The 14,263-nt window shown below is 35.7% G+C and carries 10 protein-coding genes and 1 other annotated feature; of the genes, 4 read left to right on the plus strand and 6 right to left on the minus strand.

The window, feature by feature from the left end; all coding sequences use genetic code 11:
- Positions 1-287 precede the first annotated feature (287 nt).
- The gene (locus AC22L0_RS21465) at positions 288-1,718 is read right to left on the minus strand and encodes an alanine/glycine:cation symporter family protein (RefSeq protein WP_065702876.1); all 1,431 of its coding nucleotides are present in this window, start codon (positions 1,716-1,718) and stop codon (positions 288-290) included.
- Positions 1,719-2,022: 304 nt separating this feature from the next.
- Between AC22L0_RS21465 and AC22L0_RS21470 the strand changes: the two genes are divergently transcribed.
- Complete coding sequence (locus tag AC22L0_RS21470) at positions 2,023-2,661, plus strand: NAD(P)-dependent oxidoreductase (protein ID WP_000689896.1); 639 nt, start codon at positions 2,023-2,025, stop codon at positions 2,659-2,661.
- A gap of 46 nt (positions 2,662-2,707) precedes the next feature.
- Here the strand turns inward: AC22L0_RS21470 and AC22L0_RS21475 are convergent, their stop codons facing one another.
- The 4 genes from AC22L0_RS21475 to AC22L0_RS21490 all read right to left on the minus strand — a co-directional run bounded on the left by AC22L0_RS21475 (position 2,708) and on the right by AC22L0_RS21490 (position 9,555).
- Positions 2,708-5,911, minus strand: a complete 3,204-nt coding sequence (locus AC22L0_RS21475; RefSeq protein ID WP_139894706.1) for a putative mucin/carbohydrate-binding domain-containing protein — start codon at positions 5,909-5,911, stop codon at positions 2,708-2,710.
- Between the two features lie 574 nt (positions 5,912-6,485).
- The gene (locus AC22L0_RS21480) at positions 6,486-7,406 is read right to left on the minus strand and encodes a thioester domain-containing protein (protein WP_001022514.1); all 921 of its coding nucleotides are present in this window, start codon (positions 7,404-7,406) and stop codon (positions 6,486-6,488) included.
- A gap of 108 nt (positions 7,407-7,514) precedes the next feature.
- Complete coding sequence (locus AC22L0_RS21485; RefSeq protein ID WP_000793550.1) at positions 7,515-8,354, minus strand: aldo/keto reductase; 840 nt, start codon at positions 8,352-8,354, stop codon at positions 7,515-7,517.
- 16 nt (positions 8,355-8,370) lie between these two features.
- Positions 8,371-9,555, minus strand: coding sequence for an MFS transporter (locus tag AC22L0_RS21490; protein WP_162840098.1), 1,185 nt, complete (start codon positions 9,553-9,555; stop codon positions 8,371-8,373).
- A gap of 372 nt (positions 9,556-9,927) precedes the next feature.
- On the opposite strand from AC22L0_RS21490, the gene AC22L0_RS21495 reads away from it, so the two are divergent.
- The 3 genes from AC22L0_RS21495 to AC22L0_RS21505 all read left to right on the plus strand — a co-directional run bounded on the left by AC22L0_RS21495 (position 9,928) and on the right by AC22L0_RS21505 (position 12,371).
- Positions 9,928-10,272, plus strand: coding sequence for a winged helix-turn-helix transcriptional regulator (locus AC22L0_RS21495; protein WP_000760475.1), 345 nt, complete (start codon positions 9,928-9,930; stop codon positions 10,270-10,272).
- A gap of 435 nt (positions 10,273-10,707) precedes the next feature.
- Positions 10,708-11,148 carry a DUF1641 domain-containing protein gene (locus tag AC22L0_RS21500; RefSeq protein WP_001115311.1) on the plus strand — a complete coding sequence of 147 codons (441 nt, stop codon included), beginning with the start codon at positions 10,708-10,710 and terminating at the stop codon, positions 11,146-11,148.
- A gap of 44 nt (positions 11,149-11,192) precedes the next feature.
- A complete protein-coding gene (locus AC22L0_RS21505) occupies positions 11,193-12,371 on the plus strand; it encodes an NAD(P)/FAD-dependent oxidoreductase (protein ID WP_000043203.1) in 1,179 nt (392 codons plus the stop codon).
- A gap of 308 nt (positions 12,372-12,679) precedes the next feature.
- On the opposite strand, the gene tyrS is transcribed toward AC22L0_RS21505, so the two are convergent.
- Positions 12,680-13,939 carry a tyrosine--tRNA ligase gene (gene tyrS, locus AC22L0_RS21510; RefSeq protein WP_001021098.1) on the minus strand — a complete coding sequence of 420 codons (1,260 nt, stop codon included), beginning with the start codon at positions 13,937-13,939 and terminating at the stop codon, positions 12,680-12,682.
- 56 nt (positions 13,940-13,995) lie between these two features.
- Positions 13,996-14,211, minus strand: a binding site (T-box leader).
- Positions 14,212-14,263 lie beyond the last annotated feature (52 nt).

The following is a 14,263-nucleotide window of genomic DNA, read 5'->3' on the forward strand; positions in this document are numbered from 1 at the left end:
AAAAACTTTTAGTAATCAAGAACTTTATGTTAGGTTTTATGACATGAATACGTTAACTATCTTAACATACGTGTTTTTTTCATAAAAATATAGCTATTACATGCATTTATCCAATACTCAATCTCTTATCCTCTTCGACCAGCCATACTTTTAAAACAGTACGTTCCCCACAAATAACGAGAGGAACAAACAAAAAAGTTATATTAATAATTACCCCTCACCCTTTTCATCATTTACTACAACAAAAAAGGCGAGCATCAAATTTACCTCGATGCTCGCCTTTTCAATTACACTGCTTTTTCTTTATCTGTTACCACTGGCTTATCCCAGCACTCTGTATTCGTTAAACCAGGAATAGAATCTGCACTGAAGACTGGATCTTTCCCTTGTTTCTTTTGCCTTACATAGTCTGTTAATGCCGCGTACGCAAATCGGCCAAGAAGTGTAATCGCAATTAAGTTCGTTATTACCATTAGACCCATAAATAAGTCTGCCATATTCCATACAACTTGAAGCGTCGCAACAGAACCGAATAATACCATTCCAACTACCGCAACACGGTAAATTGTTAACCACGTTTTGCTTTGCTTAATAAATTCAATATTTGTTTCACCATAGTAGTAGTTTCCTAGAAGTGAACTGAAAGCGAATAAGAAAATAATAATCGCTAAGAAACTGCTCGCCCACGGGCCAATTTGTGAACTTAATGCATTTTGTGTTAGTTCAATACCTTCTAAATTCGTTGCTTTATATGCACCAGAACATAGTACGATAAATGCTGTTGATGTACATACTAAGAATGTATCTACTAAAACACCAATTGTTTGAATAAAACCTTGTTTAGCTGGATGCGTTACATCAGCCGTCGCTGCCGCGTTTGGTGCACTACCCATACCTGCTTCATTCGCAAATAATCCGCGCTGAATACCATATTTCATCGCAGCACCGATACCACCGCCTACAGCTGAATCTAAACCGAATGCACCTTTAAAGATTTCTGTAAACACATCTGGTAGTAAATAGAAGTTTTTAATAACAACGAAAATCGCTACTGCAATATAAAGAATTGCCATTGGCGGAACAATCATTTCCGACATACGCGCGATACTTTTTACACCACCAAAAATAATAACCGCAACTAATACTGCTAATACAATCCCAACAACGTAACGCTCAATACCAAATGCATTTTTAAACGCTAATGTAACTGTGTTTGCTTGTACTGAGTTGAAAATTAAACCGTAACTAATTGTAATCAGAATAGAGAACCAAATCCCCATCCAACGTTTATTTAAACCTTTTTCCATATAATAAGCAGGACCACCACGGAAGCCACTGCCATCTTTTATTTTATAAATTTGTGCAAGCGTACTTTCGACGAAACTTGAAGAAGCCCCGATAATCGCAATAACCCACATCCAAAATACTGCTCCAGGTCCTCCCATAGAAATAGCTAACGCTACACCAGCTAAGTTACCGATACCAATACGAGCTGCAGAACTCATACAAAATGCTTGGAAAGAAGATACACTGCCTTTTTTACGTGTCTTTCCAGTTAACCCATCACTCATTAAACGAATCATTTCCCCTAAATGAGTAATTTGTACGAATTTCAATTTAATAGAAAAATAAAGCCCTAAACCAATTAACATTGCAATAAGAATATATGACCAAAGAATTGTATTTGTTGATGAAATAAATTGCTCTAAAATATTCATACAATTAACCCCTCCTTTTCTCCATAAAACGAATTATATTTAAAAAACATTCAAAAATCAACATTTTTCGACAATTTGCAATTTCCAAATATTAGCCAGGTTCACAGTAACAATATCTTTATGACTGACTACCCTCCCTCTAACTGTGCATACTAAAACAAAAAATAAATTCACAAACAACCCTATTGACAAAAATACCAACCTGTAACTATAATGATTACAACAGGTTGTAACAAACCTAATTACAACAAATTCATTTACTTTCAGATATACACTTTAACAAAACACTTTGGAGGGATTTATTATGAAAATCGGAATTATCGGAGCAACTGGTAAAGCAGGAAGTCGTATTTTAAAAGAAGCATTGGATCGCGGACATGAAGTAACTGCAATCGTAAGAAACGCTGCAAAAATTACAGAAGAAAACGTAAAAGTTTTAGAGAAAGATGTATTCTCTCTTACATCTAACGACCTGCAGGCATTTGACGTAGTTGTAAATGCATTCGGTGCTCCAGCAGGCGAAGAACACCTTCACGTAGATGCAGGAAACGTACTTATTGAAGCTATGAAAGGCGCACCAAATACAAAATTACTTGTAGTTGGAGGCGCTGGAAGCTTATTTGTAGACGAAGAGAAAACAACACGTGTATTTGAGACACCAGGTTTCCCGAAAGAATATCTTGCAACAGCTCAAAACCAAGGTAAAAACTTAGAAATTTTACAACAAACAAATGATATCACTTGGACATTCATCAGCCCTTCTGCACTATTCGCATTAGGAAAACGCACTGGTTCTTACAAAGCTGGCAAAGACAATCTTCTTGTTAACTCAAAAGGTGATAGCTACGTAAGTTACGAAGACTTCGCAGTTGCAGCACTTGATGAGATTGAAAACCCAAAACATGTAAACGAACGCTTCACAGTAGTTTCTGAAGCTGAATAATAGAAAAAACTCGTAAAACATAATGTTTTACGAGCTTTTTTTATTATTACACTTGTTCTAAACCATTTGGAGTAACCTTAAAGGAAATTTCTTTAAACTTTTTCTTATCTCCTTTTCCAACTAACTCACTCTTTTTATACCAACTTAAACGATCTGACTCGGCATGATACACTTTCAATACGTCACCATACTCGAACGCCATACCATTTACTTGTTCTGCAAAATTCTGCGAAGTTTCTTGTCCTTCTGCGGTTACATGCTTTTTCTCAGTTCCATTTTGATCATAAATCGTAAGGCCTATATACTGTTCATTTACAAAGCGATAATGAATCTCATCATTTGTAAATGTTGCATGTAATTTCTTTTCAGCGTGGTTTAACGTAATAATTGAACGTGTAACATCGGACACACCTTGATAGACTAGACTATCCCCATATGTCACTTCTACAGGAACTTCCGTCACTTTCTTATTTCCAAATCGATCTTTCGTTTCTACTTTCACTTTTTGCTGACCAATTTTTGTCGTATCTATTTCCCCTACAAAACCTACTACTTCTCCACCCTGTACTTCAACAAAGTTCTTCGCGTCTAGCGTTTCGCTATTTGTTCCGATTACTACTTGCTGCGGATTTGCTTTTACTGTTTGCTCACCGTCTAATCTTTCAAATCCATTTTCAGTTATTTTGAAGACTAATTCCTTTATCTCTTTACTTTTTCCTTCGCCCACATATACATCTTTTTGATACCAATGTAAACGAGAAGATTCCGCATGATATACTTTCACTACATCTCCATACTCAAATGCAATTCCATTTACTTCCTTAGCAAATTCTTGCGTATTCTCTAAACCTTTTACTGCTATATTTTTCTTCACTCTTCCTTCTTTATCGTACAATGTGAATTCAAAATACTTTTCATCTTTAAAGTAATCATGAATTAGGTTCTTTGTATCTGTCGCACTCAGTTTTTTCGTATCATGATGCAAAGTTACAATTGATTTTAAGTCACCATCTCTATAGCTTAGCCCATATACAAGTAGGCTATCTCCATATGTTACTATTAGAGGAACTTCTGTCACTTTCTTATTTCCAAATCGATCTTTCGTTTCTACTTTTACTTTTTGTTCTCCGATTTTTGATGTATTTGGTTTTTCTGCAAAACCAACCACTTCTCCATCTTTTACTTGTACAAATTCTTTCGGATCTAGTTTGTCTACATCCATTCCGACTACTACTTTTTGCGGTTTCGCCGTCACTTCTTGTAAACTATCTTTTAATTCGAACCCTTGCTCAGTGATTTGGAATAATTTCTCTTTTTTATTTTTAGCCTTCCCTTGATCTACAAGTGTATTATTTTGGTACCACTTCAGACGATCCGGTTCTGCATGGAATACTTTTACTACATCACCATATTCAAAATCCAATTCATTTAGTTCCATCGCAAATCTTTTTCCCGTTTCTTGTCCTTCTGCAGATACACGTTTCTTTTCAATCCCATTTCGATCATATAGCGTTAAGCCCATATATTCTTCTTTTTCAAAACGGTAATGTATTTCATTATTAGTAAAGTTTACATTTAATTTCTTCTTATTGTGGTGAAGTGTCACTGTCGACATTACATCATCTGAAAGTCCTTGAAAAACTATACTGTCATCATAAAATCCGTTAACTTGGACAGGAATTGAATTTTTATTTCTTTTCTCATCCCCAATTTCTACTAACACTTCCTGTTTACCATTCTCTAGTTTAGGCCATACAATCTTTCCTGTTACTTTTACATTCTCACCTAAATTTCGAACAAGTTTACTTGCTTCATTCTCGTCAGAATCTGTACCAACTAAAAGATTTTGTACTTCATTAGCAGGTTCACCATATGGAACCTTATACGGTTCAACTTGCTTCTCACGAATATCATTACTATCTGTAGCTTTCCAGATTTCCTTTTCTAATTTAGGTAACTTTGATTTTTCTATTTTCTCTCTAATATCATCATTTGGTGTTAATCCCCATTCCTCAAAGAAAGGAATTAAATTTTGCCCTGCCACTTGCGATGTCATATAAATAAATAGCTGCTTTTTCTCTTCATCAGAATGAGGCATTTCACTCTGAGGTAACAAACGATAAGCTTGATGTAGCCTAGGATAAAAATGTTCTCCATACACTACATTTAATTGCCAAAACATTGTAAGAGGATTAATGTCATCAATGAATCTTTCTGCTTTAGGCTTCTCTAAATACTCAAATGAGTTTTTATAGTGCTCATCCATTTCTAATTGATTCCCTAACGCCTTTTGAACAGCTAATGAGTAAATATTTACTGTTACTTCCCTTACTTTAGACCACTTCCACGGTTCTTGCTGATGTAAATGACCAACTTCATGCCACGGTCCCCATCCATCCTTCTCAAGTACCTCTATATCTAAAACTCTATTCATTGCAGTTGGAATATATCCTGTATGATAATGTTTTGCAAACATAAAGTCCCCTTTAGCAGGCTTCCGTTTTTCAACAAACTGAACATAATGAGTTGGAGATTTTGCAAACCCAACACTGTCCTCAGATAACCCTGCCACCGCGTTTTCTAAACGGATAATCTTATCATGCAATTTCATTAAATCTGTTGGATCCGTATTCTTCATATATTTCTGCACAGAATCGTAAGTAGTAGTAATTAAGCTTCTCTCACCTTTTAATTCAACTGCATAAGGATCCTTATATTTTTTTAACATTTCATCCCAATCTTTTTTTGTATGCTTACCTAAAATAAATAAAGGAAAGTGACTACCACCATTTGTAACGGAAGCTGTTACTTCTCCTTCGTTATTCATATTATAAAAATATAAAATACCGCCTCTTGAAGATGAAATAACATTTTTCCCTGGTTTTAAATCAAACTCCTCTGGGTCCTTTTCATCATAAGATCTCGTTCCAATAAAAGCTTGGATAGACTGCGTTCCTTTTATGTCAATTGTAATCTCTTCATTTGGCTCTGCATAAATTCCAGTCGGTTCATTAGCGGAAAGTTTCCAAGTAACTCTTAAACGATTATTTTCTTCTTCTACGCTACCTTTCCCCGGCAACTGAAATACTCTCTGCTCAAAATTATTCTCTTTTACCTCTTCTAATTTCCCACCTTTATTTTCTTCCAAAGGTGCTGCATATCCTTTCGATGCTTCGAAAGCTACTGGCGATAATAATGTAGATATACATATTCCAGCTACTAATACCCTACTCGTCTTTTTCTTCGACATAATCTGTGTCCCCTGTTCCTTTATTTAGATAAACTACCCTATATATTCATCTAATAAGTAATCCTATTATTTATATAAAAACATTTGATGAATGGACTAACACCTCGCGCACCTGTATATATTACTACCGCATTTCTCTCCATGCATTCGCTTTCTTACATTGTAAAATTTTTATGTAATATGCCCTCCTCACTTCTCTCTATTTGTGATGAGTTCTCTTGCTACATAAAAAAAGAGAATAGTAAAAGATATTTTTCAGTATTGTCATCTATACATCTAAAAATAAAAATAACAATAAAAACTTACATTTTCTTCATATATGACCATCTATAGGTAGTTTTTCCAAATGAATTTTACACGCTTTACACTTTGTTTGATAGCCTCTCCAATTAGAATAATGTTACAATTTCGTGAATAAAATCTATTTATTGTAACATTTAGATTTTGCCACATTTTATTATTTTTAAATACTTTTTAAAACGTTAAAATAGTGTTTCACTTGATTAATTATTATCTTGATATAATTTTAAAGAATTCATATGAAAAAGCATTGGCATACGCCAATGCTTTCTCATTATCTCTTTTGATTCGGTTTATGCGGTTCATTTGGAGTATATGGCTTATTTGGTTTATTTGGAGCCTCAGCCTTTTTCCAACTTACCGCTAACTCTGGACTTGTTTTTTCTTCACTACGCTCAAGTAATACTACTGCATTTTGAATAGTCGGTGTACCTTTATGCGCAATCCCTTGTAATTTCGTTAAATTTCCTGATACTTTAAAGCTAAATCCACCAGCTGGTGTTTGTTTCGGAATTAAAATGCGGAACTTTTCTCCTACATTAAATTCTGTTTTTGTTTCGCCTTTTTCATTTGCAAATTTCACGCCCGCTGGTGCACCTGTTGCTTGTACTTTATACGTTCCGCTTTTTGCATTTGTTTCTACTGTATATAAACCTGTTTCAAAGAAATCATTTTTTAATACTGCTTCTTGTTCTTCTGTAGGAGTTACACTCATCGTAATTTCTTGTAACTCTTCACTAGCGCTTGCCTTTGCAACAATGTCTTTCGTTACTTTCTCTACATTTTTATTGCGGAAATCTAAATCATTAATATCGATTTGTTTTAACGCATTCCACACTGCAAGCTGCGTTGCGTAATGTGCTTCTCTCCAATCAGAAACACCTAATTCTTGTGGACTCTTTTGTGGATATCCATTCAATAGTACACGGTATACGTTAATATCCACTTTCCCCATTTCCGGTAAATCTTGACCACTTGGAGATTTCAAATCTACATTTAAGCAAAAAGCAATTTTGCCATCTGCCGTTTTAATAAGCTCTGTTCGAATTGGTTTCTTCTTTGACTTACTATAACTCCAATTCATTTCATACTTTGTATGGTCCATAACTTCTGCAAATGCTTTTTGAAGCGGGAATAACACAAATAAAACACTTAAAAACATAGCTAAAATCTTGAACGATTGCTTTATATTCATGTTTACAGCCCCTTATCACAAACTTAATACTAAGTAGTATTTATTTAGAAACTATTTTTATGCACAAAAAAAGAGTGCTTTTACGCACTCTTCTTTCTTACTTTAATCTTAGAAATCGAAGTTATCAGGATCCGGACCAACGCGGTGATTTTGATTTAACGCATCGATTTTTTCCATATCTTCTTTCGTTAATTCGAAATTAAATATATCGGCATTTGCAATAATGCGGTGTTCTTTCGTTGATTTTGGAATAGTGATTACTCCATTTTGAAGATCCCAACGTAAAATAACTTGCGCTGTTGTTTTACCGTGTTTCTCAGCAATTTCTTGTAATGTTTCATTATCTAATAATTGACCTTGCATAAGTGGTGACCATGCTTCCATTTGAATACCTTGTTCTTTACAGAAAGCTTGTAATTCTTTTTGTGTTAAACGAGGGTGGTATTCTACTTGGTTAATCATTGGTTTAATTTCTGCATCTTTCATTACATCTTGTAAGTGATGAATTTGGAAATTACTTACCCCAATTGCACGTACGCGTTTTTCTTTATAAAGTGTTTCTAACGCTCTCCACGTATCTTTATATTTCCCTTCTACAGGCCAATGAACAAGGTATAAATCTAAATAATCCAGCTCTAATTTTTTTAAGCTTTCTTCATATGCAGCAAGTGTCGTTTCATATCCTTGATCCGAATTCCACACTTTTGAAGTAATGAATAAATCTTCACGAGAAATGCCTGCTTCTTTTATACCCGCGCGAATTCCTTCACCTACAGCTTTTTCATTTCCGTAAATTGCAGCTGTATCAATGCTGCGGTATCCTGCTTTAATCGCCGATTTCACTGCTTCTACAAGTTCTGGTCCATCCTCTACTTTAAATACACCTAAACCGAACCAAGGCATTTCTACACCATTATTTAATACTGTTTTACTTTGTAAGTTTTTCATTTTATTTTCTCTCCTTTTATTTTACTTGATCTCTTTTTTCTAATGTCATACTCCACGCAGTTAAAACAACAGCACCTACTACCATAATTCCACCTACCCAAGCCGTATGAATTAATCCTAACGAGTTCGTTACAATACCGCCCAAGTAAGCACCAAGAGCAATTCCTGCGTTAAATGCTGCAATGTTAATCGCCGATGCTACATCAACAGCGCTAGGTACAAACCTCTCAGCTAATATAACAACATACACTTGTAGCCCTGGAACATTCATAAATGCGAATAGTCCCATGAAAATAATTGTGATGAATCCAGCGACTTTAAATGGCGCTGTAAATGTTAAAACAAATAATACAATCGCTTGAATAAAGAACATGTAAAATAACGCTCGAATCGGATTATGATTTGATAATTTTCCCCCGACCATATTCCCAATCGCAATTGCAATTCCGTATACTAACAAAATAATTGTAACGGTACTTGCTTTAAATCCTGTTACTTCTTGTAATAACGGAGATAAATACGTAAATGTTACGAACGTTCCCCCGTATCCTAATGCAGTAATAATAAATACAAGTAACAGTCTTCCATTCGTAATCAGCTTAAATTGATCGCGAAATGATACAGACGTACCTTTTTTTAAATTAGAAGGAATTAGCATACTATTGGCGATTAAAGCAACGATTCCAATGGCCACAATAACAATAAACGAGGCCCTCCAGCCAAATTGTTGACCGATAAATGTTCCAATTGGTACACCTGTAATAGTCGCAACAGTTAAACCAGTAAACATAAATGCTATTGCACTTGCACGTTTATTCTCAGGTACAAGCGCAGCCGCAATTGTAGATCCAATTGACATAAAAACACCATGCGCAAATGCAGATACAACCCTCGCAATAAGTAACACAGTAAAACTTGTTGCTACCGCCGCAATTCCATTACCAATAATGAAAATAATCATAATCCACATTAATAACGTCTTTCGCGACATACTAGCTGTTAATGACGTTAATACTGGAGCACCAAACGCTACTCCTAATGCATATAAAGAAACAGTTAACCCCGCTGTTGTAACAGAAACATGTAAATCCTCTGAGATAGATGGTAATAAGCCGACACTAATAAATTCAGTTGTACCAATTCCAAACGCACTAATTGCTAGTGCTAATAAAGCAAACATACTTCTCCGATTCGTCTGCATAACCGAAGAAGATACTGTATATGAATTCAATTGAACTCCTCCTTAATGCGAGAAATCCAATCATAATAGTATGATAAAAAGGCCTTTTTATCTTCTACAAAAATAACTTTACTGTTGATATACGCTATTATGAATGGCTTTACTCTTTTTTTGAAGAACGCACTTAAAAGTACGATAGGTACCTAAAAGTAACATAGGCACTTTTTAGTACCGTACTACTCATTTCCCTCTTACGTATGCTATTATGGAACATATTCAACATGATAAAAAGTACGTACTTTAAAGTGCTATAGGCACTTTTTAGTAACATTTAATTATTTAGCTTCTTTTGTTGGAGAACTTAAATCTACATTCATCAAAGGAGATTTTTATATGAAGAAATACAATATTCCCGTTGAAGCGACTTTAGAGGTTATCGGTGGAAAATGGAAGGTTGTTATCCTTTGTCATCTAACGAAAGGCACAAAAAGAACGAGTGAACTAAAACGTTTAATGCCTGGGATTACACAAAAAATGTTAACTCAGCAATTACGTGAATTAGAAGACGATGGGGTTATTCAAAGAAAGGTATACAATCAAGTACCACCAAAAGTAGAATATTCACTTACAGAATACGGTTGGTCTTTAGAGTCCATTCTTGATTCTCTTTGTACTTGGGGCGAATGCCATCTTGAAAAAAGCGGTAACACCTCGATGCTAATTGTAGAAGGTGAATAATAGGAAAAAGGAAAAAACGAACATGAATTTGTTCATTTTTTCCTTTTTTTCTTTATATGTATATACATTTCTAACTGGAACAAAATATTTTATACGCTTTCATACCTTGTCAGCACTACGTTATACACTCAATATCAAATAATTAGGAATCATTTTTATGTTAACATAGGTGTATATAGTATATAATATAGGATATATATTATATACACTTTCCGGTAACGGAGCTTTTCCATTATGCGGACAAGCCATGTATCGGACAGTTCATAAATAATAAGTAAGACGTTATGGTTTTAGATTTATGTTTGCAGCTTACTTGCTGTCATAAATTTAAAGGCATTTTATTGTGTTTTGTGAAACTTTGTATAAAGTTTCGTAAACGTTTACTATCTTACTTATAAAAAATAAGAGTATTGCTATCGTAAAGGAGAATTGGAGATGCCAGAAACTATGACTCAAACAAAGCCAGAACAAGAAACTGTACAAATTTCTGCTAGCCAAGGACAACTTGATGTACTTGATCAGTTGTTAAAACCTGAGGTACAAGAATCATTAACAACACTAGTAGAACAGCTTCCAAAATTAACTGAGCTTGTTAATATTTTAACTAAGTCTTATGACTTCGCTCAAACTGTTGCTACTGATGAAGTATTAAAAAGCGACACTGTTGGTGCAATTACAGAGCTTGTAGAACCTGTAAAAGATACAGTGAAAAGCATGGCTGCAACTGCAATCGAAGCGAAAGATCGTGCTGAAGAAAGCAACGAAGTTATCGGCCTATTCGGCCTGTTAAAATTACTAAAAGATCCACAAGCACAAAAAATGTTCCGCTTTGTGAACGCATATCTTCAAATTAGTGCAGAACGTAACAATAAATAATTTAACTTATAACAACAATTAGTAAAGACGGGGGATATCATACTATGTCAAAACAAATTGTCATCTTAGGCGCTGGTTATGGCGGTCTTCTTGCCGCTTTAAACGTACGTAAATATTACAGCAAATCAGAAGCACAAGTTACAGTGATTAACCAATACCCAACACACCAAATCATCACTGAACTACACCGCCTTGCAGCTGGTAACGTGTCTGAGCAAGCAGTTGCAATGCCACTTACAAAGCTTTTCAAAGGGAAAGACATCGATCTTAAAATCGCAACAGTTGAGTCATTCTCAGTTGATAGCAAAGAAATCAAACTAGCTGGTGGCACTACTTTATCTTACGATGCACTTGTAGTTGCTTTAGGAAGTAAAACTGCTTACTTCGGTATTCCAGGACTAGAAGAAAACAGCATGGTATTAAAATCTGCTGCTGATGCAAACAAAATCTACAAACACGTTGAAGACCGTATTCGTGAATACGCGAAAACGAAAAACGAAGCTGATGCTACAATCGTAATCGGTGGTGGCGGATTAACTGGCGTTGAGCTAGTTGGTGAGCTTGCTGACATTATGCCTAAACTTGCAAAAAGCCACGGCGTAAATCCAAAAGAAGTGAAACTTCTTCTTGTTGAAGCAGGTCCAAAAATCCTTCCAGTATTACCAGACCACTTAATCGAACGTGCAACTACTAGCCTAGAAGCACGCGGTGTTACATTCTTAACTGGTCTTCCTGTAACAAACGTTGCTGGCAATGAAATCGACTTAAAAGACGGTCAAAAACTTGTTGCTAACACATTCGTTTGGACAGGCGGCGTACAAGGTAACCCATTAATCGGTGAATCAGGTCTTGAAGTTAACCGTGGACGTGCAACAGTTGATGCATACCTACAATCTACTTCTCACAAAGACGTATTCGTTGCTGGAGACAGCGCTGTTGTCTTCGCTCCAGACGGACGTCCATACCCACCAACTGCACAAATCGCTTGGCAAATGGGTGAGTTAATTGGATACAACTTATACGCAGCACTAGAAGGCAAAGCATTGGAAGAGTTCGCACCTGTAAACTCTGGAACACTTGCTAGTCTAGGACGTAAAGATGCGGTTGCTACAATTGGAGCAAGCAATACTCCACTTAAAGGCTTACCAGCATCATTAATGAAAGAAGCAAGTAACGTTCGTTACTTATCACACATTAAAGGTCTATTCAGCTTAGCTTACTAATCTGAATATAAGCCCGAATCATGCCCTGCATGGTTCGGGCTATTTTTTATCCGTAATTTTCTCTAACTTATTTATTCGTCAAAAAAATTATATACCCTTTAAATTTATCTAAATATACTGACTTTTTATAATGAAAGCTGTCCCGTTCGGAACAGCTCTTATTGTCGCTTTTTGTCGGTAAATCGATATATTGGGAAAATCGCTGATATATTCGGATTTGCGCTGATATATTTCGAAAATCGCCGATATAATTTGAGTTACGGTCGATATATTCGAAAAATCGCCGATATATTTTCCAACCTTACTTATTATCCTAATTTCACAAGACTGTAGTTCTTCTTCCCTTTACGAATAATAATAAATCTTCCATCAAATGAATTTTCTACAGTAACATCTGTACCCACATCTGTTACTTTCTCACCATTCATAGAAATCGCACCATTATTAATGTCCTCGCGTGCTTGTCGTCTAGATGGTTCAATCCCTAAATCGACTAGCCACTCTACGATGTTTTTCGTCTCTTTTGAAGACTGGAATGTTGGCATTTCTTTAAAGCCTTGTTCAATTTCATCAGCTGTTAACGATTTAATATCTCCGCTAAATAACGCTGCTGTAATTTTCTCAGCTTGCAGGAACGCCTCTTCTCCATGAACAAATTTCGTCATTTCTTCCGCTAACACTTTTTGCGCTTCACGTTTATGAGGCTCTGTTTCTACCTTCGTTGCTAATTCATCAATACGCTCTTTCGTTAAGAACGTAAAGTATTTCAAGTATTTAATTACGTCACGGTCATCTGTATTTACCCAGAACTGGTAAAATTCAAACGGTGTCGTTTTTTCAGGATCAAGCCAAACCGCACCACCCGCTGATTTACCAAACTTCGTACCGTCCGATTTTAATAATAACGGAATCGTTAATCCGAATACTTTCGCCTCATGACCTTCTAACTTACGAATTAAATCTAAACCACTCGTAATATTTCCCCATTGGTCACTGCCACCAATTTGAAGTTGAACATCCTCTTTCGTGTATAAATGGTGGAAGTCCATCGCTTGCAAAATTTGGTACGTGAATTCTGTGAAAGAAATACCTGTATCTAAACGGCTTGCTACAATATCCTTCGCTAACATGCTATTGATGCTAAAGTTTTTCCCGTAATCACGTAAAAACTCAATAATATTTATTTCATGTGTCCAATCATAGTTATTTACCATCTTCACTTCGCTATTTCCACCAAAATCAAATAGCTTTTTCATTTGTGCTGTTAACGCATCTACATTATGCTGAACCACTTCTAACGTTTGAAGCTGACGCTCTGATTGTCTTCCACTCGGATCACCAATTGTTCCTGTTGCCCCGCCAATTAAAATAACAGGATGATGGCCAGCTAATTGGAATCTCTTCATCATCATAAACGGAATCAAATGTCCGATATGCATACTATCACCAGTTGGATCAACTCCGCAGTATAGTGAAATCTTTTTCTCTTCTACTAGCTTACGTAAGCCTTCTTCGTCAGTCTGCTGATTAACGGCGCCGCGCCATTCTAATTCATCAATAATATTCATCTTTTGTCATCCCCTTTATTTTTTAAAAACAAAAAAGCCCCTATGTCTACGATAGACATAGGGACGATTATTCACCGTGTTACCACCCAGTTTGCATAAATAGCATAGCTACTCATACCACTCTTAGCAATAATATCGATTGCTAGTCCGCTTAGCATTACCTAAGATACTCCAGAGTGTAATTCGCAAGTTTGTTTGTGCTAGGTTCCAGCAACCCCTAGCTCTCTCGTTAACAGTGACAAACTGCTACTGGGCTCTTTCAACGTATGTTATTTGTTAAATTATTAGCCATTATATTGAATTGAAAACAAATTGTCAACAATA

Source organism: Bacillus sp. LQ01, from assembly GCF_057624735.1.

Bases quoted from the DNA above. Each gene is read 5' to 3' on its own strand.
- AC22L0_RS21475 (WP_139894706.1), bottom strand. From the start codon at position 5,911: ATGTCGAAGAAAAAGACGAGTAGGGTATTAGTAGCTGGAATATGTATA.
- AC22L0_RS21505 (WP_000043203.1), top strand. From the start codon at position 11,193: ATGTCAAAACAAATTGTCATCTTAGGCGCTGGTTATGGCGGTCTTCTT.
- AC22L0_RS21490 (WP_162840098.1), bottom strand. From the start codon at position 9,555: ATGCAGACGAATCGGAGAAGTATGTTTGCTTTATTAGCACTAGCAATT.
- AC22L0_RS21485 (WP_000793550.1), bottom strand. From the start codon at position 8,354: ATGAAAAACTTACAAAGTAAAACAGTATTAAATAATGGTGTAGAAATG.
- AC22L0_RS21500 (WP_001115311.1), top strand. From the start codon at position 10,708: ATGCCAGAAACTATGACTCAAACAAAGCCAGAACAAGAAACTGTACAA.
- AC22L0_RS21480 (WP_001022514.1), bottom strand. From the start codon at position 7,406: ATGAATATAAAGCAATCGTTCAAGATTTTAGCTATGTTTTTAAGTGTT.
- AC22L0_RS21465 (WP_065702876.1), bottom strand. From the start codon at position 1,718: ATGAATATTTTAGAGCAATTTATTTCATCAACAAATACAATTCTTTGG.
- tyrS (WP_001021098.1), bottom strand. From the start codon at position 13,939: ATGAATATTATTGATGAATTAGAATGGCGCGGCGCCGTTAATCAGCAG.
- AC22L0_RS21470 (WP_000689896.1), top strand. From the start codon at position 2,023: ATGAAAATCGGAATTATCGGAGCAACTGGTAAAGCAGGAAGTCGTATT.
- AC22L0_RS21495 (WP_000760475.1), top strand. From the start codon at position 9,928: ATGAAGAAATACAATATTCCCGTTGAAGCGACTTTAGAGGTTATCGGT.